The sequence below is a fragment of the Bartonella tamiae Th239 genome, from assembly GCF_000278275.1.
In the GTDB taxonomy this organism is placed as follows: domain Bacteria; phylum Pseudomonadota; class Alphaproteobacteria; order Rhizobiales; family Rhizobiaceae; genus Bartonella; species Bartonella tamiae.
Genome location: NZ_JH725147.1, coordinates 49187 through 64038 on the forward strand (window position 1 = coordinate 49187; position 14852 = coordinate 64038).

Annotated in this window: 17 protein-coding genes and 1 tRNA gene; 12 read left to right on the forward strand and 6 right to left on the reverse strand. The window is 38.1% G+C overall.

What is annotated here, in order from left to right:
• Positions 1-17 precede the first annotated feature (17 nt).
• The 10 genes from ME5_RS00345 (at position 18) to ME5_RS00390 (ending at position 7631) form a co-directional block, all read left to right on the forward strand.
• A complete protein-coding gene (locus ME5_RS00345) occupies positions 18-431 on the forward strand; it encodes a DUF6950 family protein (RefSeq protein WP_008037346.1) in 414 nt (137 codons plus the stop codon).
• The gene (locus ME5_RS10230; protein WP_008037352.1) at positions 431-3061 is read left to right on the forward strand and encodes a phage tail protein; all 2631 of its coding nucleotides are present in this window, start codon (positions 431-433) and stop codon (positions 3059-3061) included. The genes ME5_RS00345 and ME5_RS10230 overlap by 1 nt, the downstream gene beginning before the upstream one ends.
• Entirely contained in the window at positions 3061-3387 is a 327-nt protein-coding gene (locus tag ME5_RS00355) for a hypothetical protein (protein ID WP_008037354.1), read from the forward strand. The genes ME5_RS10230 and ME5_RS00355 overlap by 1 nt, the downstream gene beginning before the upstream one ends.
• Positions 3387-4142 carry a hypothetical protein gene (locus ME5_RS00360; protein ID WP_008037362.1) on the forward strand — a complete coding sequence of 252 codons (756 nt, stop codon included), beginning with the start codon at positions 3387-3389 and terminating at the stop codon, positions 4140-4142. Before ME5_RS00355 ends, ME5_RS00360 begins: the two co-directional genes overlap by 1 nt.
• 61 nt (positions 4143-4203) lie before the next feature.
• Positions 4204-4383 (forward strand): hypothetical protein, encoded by a 180-nt coding sequence (locus ME5_RS00365; protein ID WP_008037363.1) that lies wholly within the window; start codon positions 4204-4206, stop codon positions 4381-4383.
• Complete coding sequence (locus tag ME5_RS10715) at positions 4370-5413, forward strand: phage tail protein (protein WP_008037364.1); 1044 nt, start codon at positions 4370-4372, stop codon at positions 5411-5413. The genes ME5_RS00365 and ME5_RS10715 overlap by 14 nt, the downstream gene beginning before the upstream one ends.
• 8 nt (positions 5414-5421) lie before the next feature.
• Entirely contained in the window at positions 5422-6156 is a 735-nt protein-coding gene (locus ME5_RS00375) for a hypothetical protein (RefSeq protein WP_008037368.1), read from the forward strand.
• A gap of 67 nt (positions 6157-6223) precedes the next feature.
• Entirely contained in the window at positions 6224-6889 is a 666-nt protein-coding gene (locus tag ME5_RS00380; RefSeq protein ID WP_008037369.1) for a lysozyme, read from the forward strand.
• A gap of 68 nt (positions 6890-6957) precedes the next feature.
• Positions 6958-7173, forward strand: coding sequence for a hypothetical protein (locus ME5_RS00385; protein WP_245256463.1), 216 nt, complete (start codon positions 6958-6960; stop codon positions 7171-7173).
• 95 nt (positions 7174-7268) lie between these two features.
• Positions 7269-7631, forward strand: coding sequence for a hypothetical protein (locus ME5_RS00390; RefSeq protein WP_008037370.1), 363 nt, complete (start codon positions 7269-7271; stop codon positions 7629-7631).
• On the opposite strand, the gene ME5_RS00395 is transcribed toward ME5_RS00390, so the two are convergent.
• Together ME5_RS00395 and ME5_RS00400 are read right to left on the reverse strand one after the other, a co-directional pair.
• Positions 7607-7822, reverse strand: a complete 216-nt coding sequence (locus tag ME5_RS00395) for a hypothetical protein (RefSeq protein ID WP_008037371.1) — start codon at positions 7820-7822, stop codon at positions 7607-7609. The two genes, ME5_RS00390 and ME5_RS00395, sit on opposite strands and share 25 nt — an antisense overlap.
• Positions 7823-7868: 46 nt before the next feature.
• A complete protein-coding gene (locus tag ME5_RS00400; protein WP_245256464.1) occupies positions 7869-8168 on the reverse strand; it encodes a ParB N-terminal domain-containing protein in 300 nt (99 codons plus the stop codon).
• Between the two features lie 678 nt (positions 8169-8846).
• On the opposite strand from ME5_RS00400, the gene ME5_RS00405 reads away from it, so the two are divergent.
• Positions 8847-10070, forward strand: a complete 1224-nt coding sequence (locus ME5_RS00405; protein WP_008037373.1) for a L,D-transpeptidase — start codon at positions 8847-8849, stop codon at positions 10068-10070.
• Between the two features lie 177 nt (positions 10071-10247).
• Here ME5_RS00405 and ME5_RS00410 read toward each other — a convergent pair whose 3' ends face one another.
• Positions 10248-12254, reverse strand: coding sequence for a hypothetical protein (locus tag ME5_RS00410; protein WP_008037376.1), 2007 nt, complete (start codon positions 12252-12254; stop codon positions 10248-10250).
• Between the two features lie 87 nt (positions 12255-12341).
• On the opposite strand from ME5_RS00410, the gene ME5_RS00415 reads away from it, so the two are divergent.
• The gene (locus tag ME5_RS00415) at positions 12342-13112 is read left to right on the forward strand and encodes an NAD-dependent deacylase (protein ID WP_008037378.1); all 771 of its coding nucleotides are present in this window, start codon (positions 12342-12344) and stop codon (positions 13110-13112) included.
• Positions 13113-13136: 24 nt separating this feature from the next.
• Here the strand turns inward: ME5_RS00415 and ME5_RS00420 are convergent, their stop codons facing one another.
• The 3 genes from ME5_RS00420 to ME5_RS00430 all read right to left on the reverse strand — a co-directional run bounded on the left by ME5_RS00420 (position 13137) and on the right by ME5_RS00430 (position 14810).
• Entirely contained in the window at positions 13137-14276 is a 1140-nt protein-coding gene (locus ME5_RS00420; protein WP_008037379.1) for a phosphatidate phosphatase App1 family protein, read from the reverse strand.
• Between the two features lie 23 nt (positions 14277-14299).
• The gene (locus ME5_RS00425; protein ID WP_008037380.1) at positions 14300-14668 is read right to left on the reverse strand and encodes an arsenate reductase family protein; all 369 of its coding nucleotides are present in this window, start codon (positions 14666-14668) and stop codon (positions 14300-14302) included.
• A gap of 57 nt (positions 14669-14725) precedes the next feature.
• A tRNA-Leu gene (locus ME5_RS00430) sits at positions 14726-14810 on the reverse strand.
• Between the last annotated feature and the right edge of the window lie 42 nt (positions 14811-14852).

Sequence of the window (14852 nt, forward strand, 5' to 3'; positions counted from 1 at the left end):
TTTACAAAGGATATATTATGCGTTTATGGAACCGAGCCGATGGCTGGGCGGTGGCGCTTGGCTGTGTTGTAGAAAAACACAATGAATTGCCTTTTCAATATGGCGTTTCCGATTGTGGTCAATTTGCGGCTGATGCAATTGAAGCAGTTATAGGCAAAGATATATTAAAGCCTTATCGCCTTTACAGAACAAAAATCGGTGCCGCGAGGGTTCTTAGAAAATCAGGCTTTTTAAATCTTGGTGCACTTTTTGCCAAACATTTTAAAGAGGGTAGCCTTTCTCTCGCAATGCGCGGTGATATTGGTGTTGTCGATTATCAAGGCGAATTATGTGCAGGTGTTTTTACAGGTACAGGATTTGCCTGCAAAGGTGAAAATGGCATTATATTTGCTGATTATAGCCAGATAGAACGTGTTTTTGAGGTAGGATAATGGCTTTTATTGCACCTATTATTGGCGCGGTTGCTTCTGCCTTTGCTGGTATCAGTTCTTTTATCGGAAGTCTCGGTTGGGTTGGAAAGCTAGGCATCGGTATTGGCCTGCAACTTATTGGAAATTCCATTAAAAAGAAAAAAAAGAAAGGAACGGTACAAAGACAAGCAGAAATAAGCGGAACACGTTTAAATGTGTCATATGGTGGTGCGCAACAGCGTGAAATCGGTGTTGGTTTATTTGCAACCGCTGGGCAAGAAATTTTCACTTGTGCTTTTGGTGAAGCCAATAAAACTCTTGCAAGAGTTATTCAACTTTCAGATTTTCCAATTACTGGCGTTACTAGAATTTTAATTGAAGATGAATGGTGTTTTTTAAATGGTGATAATCAGTCTGAACGCGGTTATACGATAACAGGAAAATATAACGCTTTTATCCGTGTTAAAATATTTAATGGACTGCAAAATCTTGCCGATAATTATCTTATTCAAAGCTCTGGTGGACAATGGACAAGTGGTCATGTTGGCACAGGTTTAAGTTATGCCATTATTTATATTGATTTTGACCAAAATGAAATGACCAATCCGCCTCAAATGCTTTTTGAGTGCCAAGGGCGGTGTTATGATCCAAGGTTTGATAGCACATATGGCGGTAATGGTTCACAAAGATTTTATGATGTTTCGACATGGCGATATTCTGATAATCCTATTGTGCAAGCATATAATTATGAACGTGGTTTTTATCTCAATAATGAGCTGATTGTTGGCAAAGGGATGCCCGTTTCTGACCTTCCTATCTTAAAATGGGTGGAAGCGATGAATTTATGCGATGAGTTGGTTGCCAATAATGAAAAGCTTTATCGATCGGGTATGATTTTCGTTGCTGGCAATGGTGTCAAACATACTGATAATCTTGAACCTATTATGAATGCCTGTGCTGGCGCCTTAGTAGAGCGTGTGGACGGTGATGTTCCTTTGGTTGGTGTTACACAGCCAATTGTTGCAACACTGACGGATAAAGATTTAATCACACAATCATCTTTAATTTATCGTCCTAAAAGAACACGTTCAGAATTACGCAATACAATAACGGGAAGTTATAACGAGCCAGAAAAAGGATGGGAATCTGTTTCTTATCTCACACAAAGTGATGTCAATGCTATAGCGGCGGATGGAGAAAGGCGCGCAGAGCAGATTGATTTTAGTGCTGTTTTTAATGCTAACCAAGCAGCAAGGCTTGCATTATCAGGATTAAAAGAAAATCGCTATCAAAAAAGTTATACGATGGTTGTCCAACCAAGTTGGATAATATTGGAAATTGGCGATTGGATACGGTTTAATCATCGACGTTATGGTTCTGGAATTTATCGTGTGGTCGGCAGAACATTAGCCGCACATGATGAAAATGGTGCAAGAAATGTGACGCTCAACCTACAAGAGGTTGGCGCTGGAATGTATGATGAAAATGTCATTGTGCCAGAATTACCAACGAATAAACCAGCACCACAGCCAGTATATCAAAACTTTCCAGATCAATTCAGCGTTTTTGCTTCTCAAGCACGTTCCGAAAATGAACAAAGAAAAATCCCTGTTTTTGATCTTTCTTGGCGTATGCCGACCGATGTGACGGTTACAGGTATAAAGATTGAATATTGGCAAACAACCGATCCAATCAATAAGCTTACGCATATTCTTTTAGGTACACAAACAGCTGTTCGGCTTGCAGGTTTTGCACCACTTACAAAATATAGTTTTCGTGCTACGGTTATCCCAGACCCTGCTAGACCAACCTTATGGTCACAAGAAGTGATTGTAGAATCTGCCGATGAAGAATTTGAAATTGATACCGAAGAAATTGCAAATATTGTTTCTGTTGGCAATGAATGGGGATTTGCCAATTTAAATGCAACCCAAGATCGGCTTGATTATCTTGCTTCAATTGTTGCTGATGGCGCGGCTTCTGGTTTTTTAAAAAGTAAAGAAATACGTCGCGACATTAGTGTTCAAATCGAGCAAAATGATGCCTCTTATCGTGAGCAAATCACAGTTGCAATTGATGAAAATAAAGCCCTTGCATCAAGAATTGAAGTGGTTGAGGTCACCGTTAATGAAAATCTCGCACAAGCGTTTCAAGAACTCCGCGCTGAAATTGATGAAGCTGGTAGGGTTACAGCAGAATCTATCACGGCATTAAATACACAGGTTGGTGAACTTTCAAGCAATGTCACAATGCGCGCGCAATCCGTAACAAGTGCAGAAGAAAATTGGGCGAGATTTGTTTTACAATTAAGAACAAGCGATCAAGATGTATGGCGCAATGCATCTTTAATTATGGAAACCAATCAATCAAGAGGTAGGTTTTTCTTTGCTGCTGATGATTTTTATTTCACAAGTCCGAATGGTCGTTATCAACCCGTATCAATCGTTAATGGTGTTTTGCGCTCTAATGCGGCTGATATTGGAACGGTAACGGCAGGTTCTATTAATATCAATAACCGATTTCGGGTCGATAGAAATGGCACGATTGAAATTGTTGGGGCATCGGGCGTTCAACGACTTGTTATCACCAATAGCCGCATTGAAGTTTTTGATAATAATAACCGCTTACGCGTACAATTAGGGATATGGTAATGGCACAAGGTTTGAGAATTTGGGATGAACATGGCAATTTAACCGTTGATTCAGATTTTCGTATGTCGCGAACATTAGGTCAAATTTATATTAATCAAATAAACGATGGAATAATTAATGTTCCTCAATTTAATCAAGGAACACCTTGGTTTTATGCCGTGGTTGATTGGTCAAATATATTTTATGATAATAGCGCAAGTGATCGCCAAGAAAATACCATAACAATATCAAGTGATAATTATAATATTCAATGGATATGGTATCATCCAAGACTAGATAAACGAGGATATTATCGAGCCGCTTGGGTTATTTACGGAGTGTATTAATGGCTGCTGGTGTAAGAATTTTTAATGATGCTAACACTATTCAAATTGATGATAGCTATCAAAATTTAGTTATGATTAAATCAGGTGAATTGATTACCGATTGGAGGGGTATGGCAGAACTTCACATAGAGCATGATGGGCCTTTAATTTTAGCAACAAGTTGTTCTAATGGTTCTTCATGTTCAGTCCAAGACAGAACTGGGCTAACTTGGCATTATTTGATAGGTTCTGCACCTGCAAATGCTTATGTCAAATGGTATGCGTTTTCCAATCCATTAAATCCTCAATTTAATTTTGGTCTTCGTGTATTTGATGCCAATGGTAGAATTACATTTGATTCAAATCAAAAACCTTTGGTTATTTCGTATTTTTTTAGTATAGATACACCTCTGTTAGATCAAATTTCTTTAAATGATATTGATGGTTTGCCTAAAGAAGATGAAGTCGCAAGACCTCAAAATATTTACGTTCCTTTAAGACAAGGTCGAACTTACACAGCTTTTCCTATTAAATATGTTGGTGCTGTTTCTGTCGTTTATCAAAGTAGAACGGCTAGCGGTGGTAAAAAAATATCTTATGATCACTATTGTTATATGCCTTTTACGAGTGTTGGAGGCATAACTTTTGTACCTATTAAAGAGGTGACAAATAGTCCTTCTAGAATACCAGAAATGAGACCATTTTATAGACCTAGAGGAAGTCCATGGCGGGATAGAGTTCAACAATATTGGGTCATTGACGTAACAGGTTATTAATTCATCGAAACATTGCATTTGTCATTCTGCTAATAATCGTATTTGCGGAGAAAGGAAAATTATGTCTGAAAAAATTGATATATCCCACGCTGTTGCCTTTGCAGAAGCCACTGCAGAATCTGACTTTTGGAGAAAACGCGCGCTTATTAACGCCGCCTTACGTGATAAAGCCGAGCAGCAAATAGCAGATATGCAAAAAGAAATTGCTAAGTTGAAAGGCAATAAAAATGACAATAAATGAATGGGTGCCTATGGATACGGATGACTATACTGTTGGTACAGTCACGCTTACCGCAGGGTCATCTGATATTGTTTTTAATAATGCTTTTAATGGTGCAGAAGCTTCATTTTATGCAGGCGACAGTATTTATATACCAACGGTAGGAAAATGGCTTTTATTGGCTTCAATAGGCAGTCGAACAATAGGCACATTGCTTTATCCATGCCCTTCAGACTGCGCAGGAACATTTAACCTTCGTTTGCGACCACTTGCGCGTAATGCAAGACAAGCAGGATTGGCGACTTTGGTCTTGCGCAATTTGCAAACGGGAAACTTACCAAGCCTTGCTGATGTAAAAGCTGAAAAAGGGCAAATTTTACAGGCAGGAGAGGTTCAAGGCGAATGGAATGCGGTTAATTTTGATGTTTTAACATATATGAAAAAAGAAATCTATGATCCGAATGAAGTCGCATCCGATGCATTTTCAATGGGTAATATGGTTGAAACAGACACAGCAAAAATTTTAAGCTCTAGCGAAAGAGAAATTTTAAACAATTTAGAACAAACATTAAATCGTTTACGCATACCAGTTGGTCTTGAATCTTATATAGATTCTGAACTTCCACCAGATGGTTGGTTGGCGGCTAATGGGAATAGATATAATATATCCGCTTATCCTGATCTCGCAAAATTTTGTGGTGTAAAATACGGTGGAGATGGAATAACAACCTTCGCAGTGCCAGACCGTCGTGGTCTTTTTATACGTGGGTGGGATAATGGAAGAGGCATTGATACAGGTCGTCAGTTGGGTAGTGATCAAGGTGATGCAATAAGAAACATTACTGGTTCGGTTAATGATGATTCTATGGGGTATTTAGGACGAGGGTCAGGTGCCATTAACTCTCATAATAAAGCAAATACAAGTCCAGGTGGTACTTGGTCAACATCGGGTCGTCAATTTGGTTTTTCATTTGATGCATCACGCGTAGTACCAACAGCGCCTGAAAATCGTCCGCGTAACGTTGCTCTTCTTCCAATCATTAAATATTGAGGTTTATTATGTCGGCATGGTTTAGAAAACCTAACATTACGTATCCTAGCATTTATCACTATCATTATGAAACGAAAGAATATTTAGGTAAGGGTCATGCTGACCCATCTCCACTCGAAGAAGGAATATTTTCTGATCCTGCTTATTCGACGCGCAGAAAACCGCCTAAAAAAGAGAATAATAAAACACCAATTTGGCAAAATAACAATTGGATTTTAATTGACGATTGTCGTGATGAAATATGGTTTGATAATGAAGGCAATGAAATTACGATTGATTTCATTGGCAACCCATCAGAAAAAGGCTTAGCCCCAAATAAGCCAGAGCCATCAAAACCAGATATGAAAGAGTTTAAATCTCATATTAAACAATTTATTGATCAGAATGCTGAACAAGAACGTCTTAAATATATCACCAATGGTGTTGGCCAGTCGATGACTTATCAAGAAAAAGTTGCACAAGCTGAAAATTATTCTGGCCAATACACCGCTTATCTTGCCAATCCAGATAAAAACACCAAACCCAATGAAGCAGAATATCCACTTTTAAAAGCAAGTCTTGGCATTGACGGTGACACACTCTTAGAAGTGGCAGAAACTGTTACCTTTGCTTATACACAATGGCAATATGTCGGCGCTGAAATTGAGAAAACAAGATTGCAAGCAAAACAAGCTATTGATGAAGCAAAAACCATTCAAGCGGCTCAAGCCGTTTATGACGCAATCAAATGGCCGAATGTTTAAATAACAAAATATAGTAAAAAATACACCGCCCCAAAGGCGGTTTTTTTTATGCCCGAAAGGAAAACCAATGACACGTAAAATCAATCAAACAGGTCTTGACCATATCAAACAATGGGAAGGCTTGCGTTTAAACGCCTATCGCGATGTCGCAGGTGTTTGGACAATTGGTTATGGACACACAGCCGCTGCTGGTGAACCAAAACCAAAAGCTGGCATGAAGATGAGTGAAAAAGAAGCAGAAACTATTTTGATCCAAGATTTGACACAATATGAGCAAACAGTCGAAAATGCTGTCACTGTAACACTCAACGATCATCAATTTGCCACTCTTGTTTCCTTTACCTATAATGTTGGTATCGGTGCTTTTAGGCGCTCAACATTGTTGAAAAAACTCAATAAAGGCGACTATGATGCTGTGCCTTCAGAATTGATGAAATGGGTCAATGCTGGCGGGCGTAAAATTAAAGGCTTGGTGAATCGTCGTCGTGCAGAAGGCGCATTATGGATTAAGGGCGATTTTGTCTCTTCCAATTATATCACGCCAGAAACGGATCAAAGCCATGTAGTTTTAAAACCAGAAGTGGTTGCTCCTCTTCTTGGTGCGGCGTCTGGATTAACGGGTTTTGCAACAGGGCATGGTCCATTCCAATGGGCACTTGCTGGCGTTATGGTCATCGGCGCATGTGTTGGTGTTTTCCATTTTGTCAAACGTATGAAAAATGCAACGCAATAGACGTGAGTATATTTTATGATGCGCTCTATCCGTTTGAGACTCATTGCTCTCATAGCAATGTGTTTTTTTTGATCGCCGCTTTTTTAAGTGGCTTTTTTTATGGCCGCCTATCAGCACAAAAAGCAAGCTTACAACAAGCTGTTGAAGCCTTTCGAAAAAGGGAAACGATTGACCATGAAATATCCAATCTTAATGCTGTTGATTTGTGCATTGCCCTTGGCGGCATGTCAGACCAATGTACCGCCGTCTTGCAGCGGTTGGAAAAAACCACCGAAAATCAATAATCCTGCGTATCTCGCCAATCATGAAACGGAAATATCACGTTGGATACTGGCAACAGACCGCTTCGGCCAAAAACAAAAATGCTGGAAATAAAATAATGCCGAATAAAAGCTTACCACCTGATTGGTTTACCTATATTGTTTATACACTTATAACGGCTCTTGCTGGTGTCTTTGGGGCTTTTGTCATGCAAATCAACGCACCAACACGAAAATGGACACAGCGCATTACAGAATGGATTGGTGGCGCGTTATGCGCGGTTTATGGTGCAGAACTTGTTGCACAAGCCTTGCATCATATGCTTATAAAATATGATTTTATTCATCCTGACCATATTGTGCCTGAAAAGATTATTGGCTTAGCTGGCTTTTTATGTGGTGCTGTTGGTGTGGCTTTAATCGATGGATTTATACAAATTATTAAAAAATATAGTGATCACAATTCATCTCCACCATCTTGATATAAAATAATTACTTCCATTTTTTCAGGTGGTTTTGAACCATTTAACATCATATCTATACAAGCAGATGCTGGTCCGCTAATTTTTGTATGCCCGTTTTCCCACAATCTTATTGATTGACCGGGCGTTTTTCCTTGTAAACGAATAGCACGACCAAGTTCCGATTGTCTTAATGGTCTATTTAACCCCACATATGTCCAAGTTTATAGCGCGCATTTTTTATTTCTTTTCCATTCATTATTTTGGATTCCAAGCTGACGAAAACTCTTTATTTTCAAAAAGGGAAGCAAGTCCACTTATTTGTTTTAATCTTAACAATTCATCCATATCCATCCCAATATGCCTTTGTATCCATTGATCTTTCATTCCTGCTTCTGTTAGTTCTTTAACAATTCCAACCATGAGATCAATACTATGTGAACCTCTTGCTCTATTGTGCCTTATTGTTGATGCCATTCTATTATTTATATCTTTATCAATAACAACAATTGGCAATTGACCGTTTTCCCTATCGAAAATTCTTTTGCTTGTTTTCATTACAGTATATCTGTGAAAACCATCAACTATCTCATATTTATCTTGATCTTTTAAATAATAACAAACAATGAACATATAAAAATAAGAAGTGCTCTTAGGTTCAGGTGAACCTAACGAAAGGAACGAAAAAAGAACATCGTTCTAAAAACGTCATAATTGAAGTGCTCTATCGCCTGCATTTCTTGTGTTACTCATAAGGGAGCTTAATTGGTAAGGGAGAGGTCGAGAGTTCAATCCTCTCTCGCAGCACCATAAATAAACCGAAACATTAAAACGTTTACAAATATTCGCTCTTTGGAAAAATGTGACTATCTGTGTATCAAATGTGCATATTGTGGCACTAAAATTGGCATAAATCTAGCACAGTTTGTTCACAAATTTTATGCCTTCAAGTGAAATTTAAAATGATTATAAACCGATTTTAAAAACAGCTGAATTCATAATGGAATGTATGCCATATTGAAGATTTTGTTTGAAACACCAGTCAAATTCAATCAAAATGAACACGCATTATTAAAACGAAGTATACTTTAGACATTCATACATTTGATATTGTTATCGCAAAAGATATTTGCAAAAATAATTTTAAAAATCCTCTTTCATAATCAATTTATTAACCATAAAAGCGTATGAAAGGCGCAAAATTATTTAAATAGTATGACTTTACAATGGTAGATCATGACACGTTTTATTTTTGCATTTTGTACATCCTTTTTTGGACTTTTGTTGTGTTTACACGTAGTCTATGCACAAAAACCAACATTGCTTTTAACACAATTAAGCCAAGCAACTGAAAACACACCACAAGGTGCTCTTCGAATTTATCAAGATCAATATGGCCGTATGCTTTACGTCAACGATCAAGGCCAAATTGTGCGTGTAGAAGAGCCGCCCTACTATTCCAATGGTGTTATCCCTCCTCCAGTGGCAATGAGCAATCAAGGTCCTATTGAAGGCGGTCTTCCTTATGACAATATTTCGCCAAGCGGCAATACACATTCACCGTCTTTTCAAAAGAATACGCCCGATTATAACGCTCCAGCGATTGAGTTGCCTCGATCAAAAGAAATCGTGGCAAGTGTTCAAATTCTCATGCATCGCATTGGCGCTTCCCCGGGTGTGATTGACGGTGTTGCTGGGGGTAATTTTGATAAAGCTTCCGCTGCTGCTGGTGAAATAAGTGGCCGTTTTATTGATCCGAATGATCAAGTGGCTCTAAGCAACGCATTAGAGCGAACAGGCGGACCTGCTTTTAGTCAATATCATTTAACGCATAATGATATATATCAAAATTATGCAGCTTCAATTCCTACTGATTATGCGCAAAAAGCGCAAATGCCTGCTATGTCTTATACGTCTGTTCGTGAAATGTTAGCAGAAAAATTTCATATTGATGAAATTTTTTTACAAGAACTTAATCCTCATGCCCGATTTAATATGGTAGGAGAGATTATCAAAGTACCCAATTTGCGTTTGCCAAAACGTGAAAATATAACACGTATCGTTGCCGATAAAACACGTAAACAAGTGCGTGGATATAATTCACAAGGACGGTTAATTGTTGCCTATCCTTCCACTATAGGCTCAATCGACAATCCTTCTCCATCTGGAACAGTGGAAGTAGAACGCATAGCGGTAAATCCAAATTATACCTATAATCCGAAGGTAAACTTTAAACAGGGTAATAATGATCGTGTTCTCATTATTCCGCCAGGTCCAAATGGCCCCGTTGGAACTGTGTGGATTGCTCTTTCAAAGCCAACATACGGTATTCATGGAACGCCAGAGCCATCTCGCATTGGAAAAACATCAAGCCATGGATGTATCCGTTTAACCAACTGGGATGCCGAAGAACTGGCCAAACTGGTTAAAAAGGGTGTTAAGGTTCATTTTATAGGTTAAACAGACATTGCTCAAAAAACAAAATTGACAGTATCTTACGATTTATCCTTGTTTTTTAAAATCCATGTTTTTATTGAAATTATTGTGCCATTTTATGAGTGTGTCACAAGCTCGTTTTCATAACGTGTTTCATGTTATTAATTGAAAAAACAAAAATTTAAAAAAACAGAATAAATCTTAATTTACCCTTTTTTTAAAAGGCCAAAATCGAGCCAAGCCTTGATTTTGGACTGATTTGAGACGTTGTTCAAGACGCGCGCGATTGCTATGTATTTCGTTATTTAAAACGGCAAGATCAAACTGTTTCGCTTCTTTTTCAACTTGCCCTATAAGAAAAAATGCATAGCGCAATTTTAAACGGCTGTCTTTACGGGGTAATATATCTGTCCAATCATGAAGCATGCGTGCATAATGACCCATAATCTGTATAAATTTTGCAGGATTATCTTTCAAAGTTTGGCTAGTGATTAGTTTCTCATAAATCGCTTCAGCCTTAATATAAGCGTAAGATTGTTTTTCGAAAAAACCAATTTTTGATAAAATAAGACCATGATGTGCCATAATAGCGATATAGTTGTCATCTTCAATCGCATTATCACTTGTTATATTTTTCATCGCATATTCAATTGCTTTTGAAGCTGAATGCAAGACATCAATAGACGCATCACAATCAAAACGACATGCCATGGCATAAAGCAAATGCGCCAAACTTGTATATATACGCTTAATGTCGTTTTTATCACCTTTTGAATCTAGAAATTTTAAACTGAGACGAAAGTCTCGTTCCGCCTCTTTTAAGAGCGTTAAGCCTTCATTTTCCGTTATGGCTTCACCTAAAGTGGCACGTGCAAGGGCGCGCCATTGAAGAATTTTCGCACGTAACTCTTGATGATCTTGAGGAGAAAAATTGTTTAAAGCCTGACTATAAAGATCAATCGCTTCTCTAAAAAGTGGATGCTTTTTTTCGTCTGTGCGTTCATCATTAGCCGCTGCTTGCAATGCAGCTCCAAGTTCAACAAAATAAGAAAGCCAATCCAACGGGCGTAAGGATCGTATTTCATCACCGATAGCATCACGAAGCGCATCGATCGCTTGATAGCGTATTTTTAAACTTTCTTCTCTGTTTTTTTCTGTATTAGCATAATAGGATAAATCTTTTCCATAATTTCCAGATATAACTGCTTTTACCAGAGAATGATCTGTTTGATCCAATATGTCCAAATTATTTTTATAAAGTGCAAGTGAACGCTCCAAATATTTTAAAGAGTGTTCAGGACGATCATATTGTGCCAAGAGAGAAAGCGTCATGGCCATCTCATTTTGCAAACGCACCCATGCATCTGATGATTTTTCTTTTTCAAAAGAAGAATGAGCGAGCTCAAAAGCATGTAAAGCGGACTGCAAATGCTTTATTTGGTTTTTTCCTTCTAAAATAGACATTTGGAATAAGGTTCGTCCCATCTCAAAATGCAAATAGGGCCGATCTAACAGCCTATCATGATCTTGATCGTAGGCTAAGACAGATTCAAAAAGGGAAATCGCTTTTTTGACAGTTTCTAAAGAAGTCGGCATTTTTTGCATTCGGCCAAGTTCGGCTGCCGTAAGCGCTCCTGCAGAAATTGAAACAGACCAGTGCGTAAAATTTTCCTTTTTTCTCATGAAAGATGCAGAATTTTCATATGCATTCAATGCATTTTGTAAATTGTTCTCACGCTCTTTTAAAAGGTCAACATCAGCCAAAGCACGATAAAGATGTCCCTTCTCCGATTGTATTAAAGCGCGATCAAATGCACCTTTAGAAGGATCAAGTGCCTCAAAAACTTCTTGTAACATCAAAAGGCCATTTTTAAAACGCAAAATGCCAATTTGCTCTTCTTCACGCATAGCCAAATTTCTTATACAGCGAACATAAGAAATGACGACCCTTCCCCAACGTGAAAAATGCTGTTTTTGCGTAAAAATTTGCAACGTTTTTTTAAAACCCTCTGCCGCTTCACTAAACGCAATCTTTGCAGCAACATCATCCTCTTCGACATCAGCAAAAGCAAGCATTGCTTCTGAATAGGCGAACTGTGCCTCAGCCCAAGCCAAGGCATCTTTATGACGATTTTGTAGTGTCAACGTCAAATCTGCATCTTCAACCTTCTGGCGAAGCATTTTTTTGCTATCACTTTCCAAAGCCAAGAAGTCAATTCCTTTTTAAAATAATTCATGCACAGCATACTGATTTATGGCAAAAGTGAAACCATTCATATAAGAAGTGACACACAAATGCACAATTTGAACAACATCGTTATTTTAACTGGAGCCGAAATTTCTGCAGAATCTGGATTAGAAACATTTCGCTCTGAAGATAGGACATGGAATAAATTTCGTATTGAAGATGTAGCAACACCGCAAGCATTTCAAAAAAATCCGACACGCGTTTATGATTTTTATAATAAAAGGCGCCAAGATGTGCAAAAGGCAAAACCAAATGCTGCACATCATGCTCTTTATAAACTTGAACAAAACTGGCCAAGAAATTTTTTACTTATTACCCAAAATGTGGACGATCTGCATGAACGCGCTGGATCTAAACACTTAGTTCATATGCATGGGACTATTAAAATTGCACTTTGTCTTTTTTGTGGTCAAAGACACCATTGGTGTGAGGATATGGATTTAACAAGCATCTGTCCATCTTGTACAAAAACAAAAATGCTACGTCCAGATATTGTGTGGTTTGGCGAAATACCCTACCATATGGATATTATAGAAAACGCACTTTATCAGTGTGATCTCTTTGTATCAATTGGCACGTCTGTTACAGTTTATCCTGCTGCAAACTTTGTTTCAATGGCAAAAGCCAATGGTGCAAAATCAATTGATATGAATTTAATGAGTGACACAAATCAAAACTGCACGCATCGCTACAATAGTCTGTTTAATCAATCAATCATTGGTTCTGCCAGTCAAAGTGTCCCCAAATTTGTCTGTAATTTGTTACAAAAAAACGCTTTTGGCTTTAAAGCAATCGCAATAAAGTGCAGTTTAAATTAAACACACGTTTTTATAAAGATAAATTTATTGTTTAATCTTATTTGCAGATTGCAAGTCTTTAAAAAAATTACGCATGTCATCAACCGAAGATGCGATAATCCAAGTTTTTCGATCAAGACCGTTTAAGTGACGCTCAATTTCTATATAAGATTTTTTGGGTGTCGCATGACGAATGATAATTCCGTAAATTTGATCGGGAAAACGATGACCCAGATCGGCATAAATTGCAGGATCATTTTCAACTGAATCCCCAATGAGCAAAAATTTTCTTTTCGGATAGGCACGCAACAAACGTTCAATACTTCTTATTTTATGGGTACGAGATGCTTTTAATAAGGGAACAATATCACTCCAGCGCGTGGCTTCTCTTAAATGCATTGTTCCAAGCGGATAGTTATTTTCAATCATAAACTCATGCAAAACAGGAAAAAGTTGTATCGGAGATGAAGAGACATAGTGATAAGCAACATCATTATTTATATTGATCTCACGGTAAAAATTTGCCATTTGATCAATGGCCGTAAAATCATTTAAAAATGTATTGATTAAAAGTTGGCGTTTATCAACAACAAAAGAATGTTTAATCGTATCGTCAATATCAGAAATCACAGATAGTCCTGTTGGAGGGGCATAAATGGCAACGGCAATATCTGCATTATTTGTTTTTCCAATATTGGCAGGATAAAAATAAAGCCGTTTGATGCTTTGTTTATTATCCAATTTTACAGGTGCTAAAATATGACTGCGCCCATTGCTCGCAGTTTTTGGCATTTTATGAATATAATTGTCTTCATCTTGAACAAAAACTTCCTTGCCGCGCTCTGAATCAACCCGAAAGAGTTGCGTACGCGCATAAAGTTGACGACGCTCTGCGGCAGTCAAAGCCGACATATCAATGCCCAAAAAAAGTGCAAGAATATGGGTTAACCCACGCCGTTTTTCTTTTTCATAAACCCATGTTTGGATACCGGCTAAAATATCACCATTATCATTTTGATAAGCAATGTCTGGTAAAAACATCACAAATTCATCAGGTTTAAGATGACTTTCGGCTGAAGATGCACTTGCAAGTGGAAATGCCATGCCAAGTGCAACAAACAACTTACGCAATGTGCGCATTTGTTGCTGGTCAGTATTTTGGGAAGTTTTGTTTTTTTCACGCATCCCTTGACCTCAACACAACACTTTTATTCAGAACCAATCAACAATTCACTGACACTTTCTGCAGGTCGACAAAGCGCTACTCCATGAGGACAAACCACAATAGGGCGATTAATCAATTCTGGATTTTCATGCATTTTTTGCGCAATATAATCATCCGACAATGATTGATCATCCAATGAAAATTCGTGATATTTTTTTTCTTTCACACGTAAAAAATCACGAATGGACATATCAGCGCGTTGTGCAAGCTGTAAAAGCATTTCAATGCGCGGCGGTGTCTTTAAATATTCAATAATATGTGGCTCATAGCCAAGTGCACTGACCAAACGGACAACATTACACGACGTTGAACACTGACGATTATGATAAATAATAACGTCAAATTGTGACATAGTCATTCCCCTTTTACTGTCTTTATACAGTGTTTTGAGGAAATCCGAAACCGGATTTGGTGCGGGTGGTCGGACTCGAACCGACACTCCTCTCGGAACCAGATTTTGAGTCTGGCGCGTCTACCAGTTCCACCACACCCGCATCGATGAAGTGAAGACACAAAATTTGTGTCAAGAACAGTGC

Coding starts and splice junctions, on each gene's coding strand:
- ME5_RS00345 (WP_008037346.1), top strand. CDS start 18: ATGCGTTTATGGAACCGAGCCGATGGCTGGGCGGTGGCGCTTGGCTGT.
- ME5_RS00400 (WP_245256464.1), bottom strand. CDS start 8,168: ATGAAAACAAGCAAAAGAATTTTCGATAGGGAAAACGGTCAATTGCCA.
- ME5_RS00425 (WP_008037380.1), bottom strand. CDS start 14,668: ATGTCACAATTTGACGTTATTATTTATCATAATCGTCAGTGTTCAACG.
- ME5_RS10230 (WP_008037352.1), top strand. CDS start 431: ATGGCTTTTATTGCACCTATTATTGGCGCGGTTGCTTCTGCCTTTGCT.
- ME5_RS00375 (WP_008037368.1), top strand. CDS start 5,422: ATGTCGGCATGGTTTAGAAAACCTAACATTACGTATCCTAGCATTTAT.
- ME5_RS00415 (WP_008037378.1), top strand. CDS start 12,342: ATGCACAATTTGAACAACATCGTTATTTTAACTGGAGCCGAAATTTCT.
- ME5_RS00365 (WP_008037363.1), top strand. CDS start 4,204: ATGTCTGAAAAAATTGATATATCCCACGCTGTTGCCTTTGCAGAAGCC.
- ME5_RS00420 (WP_008037379.1), bottom strand. CDS start 14,276: ATGCGTGAAAAAAACAAAACTTCCCAAAATACTGACCAGCAACAAATG.
- ME5_RS00355 (WP_008037354.1), top strand. CDS start 3,061: ATGGCACAAGGTTTGAGAATTTGGGATGAACATGGCAATTTAACCGTT.
- ME5_RS00380 (WP_008037369.1), top strand. CDS start 6,224: ATGACACGTAAAATCAATCAAACAGGTCTTGACCATATCAAACAATGG.
- ME5_RS00390 (WP_008037370.1), top strand. CDS start 7,269: ATGCCGAATAAAAGCTTACCACCTGATTGGTTTACCTATATTGTTTAT.
- ME5_RS00405 (WP_008037373.1), top strand. CDS start 8,847: ATGACACGTTTTATTTTTGCATTTTGTACATCCTTTTTTGGACTTTTG.
- ME5_RS00360 (WP_008037362.1), top strand. CDS start 3,387: ATGGCTGCTGGTGTAAGAATTTTTAATGATGCTAACACTATTCAAATT.
- ME5_RS10715 (WP_008037364.1), top strand. CDS start 4,370: ATGACAATAAATGAATGGGTGCCTATGGATACGGATGACTATACTGTT.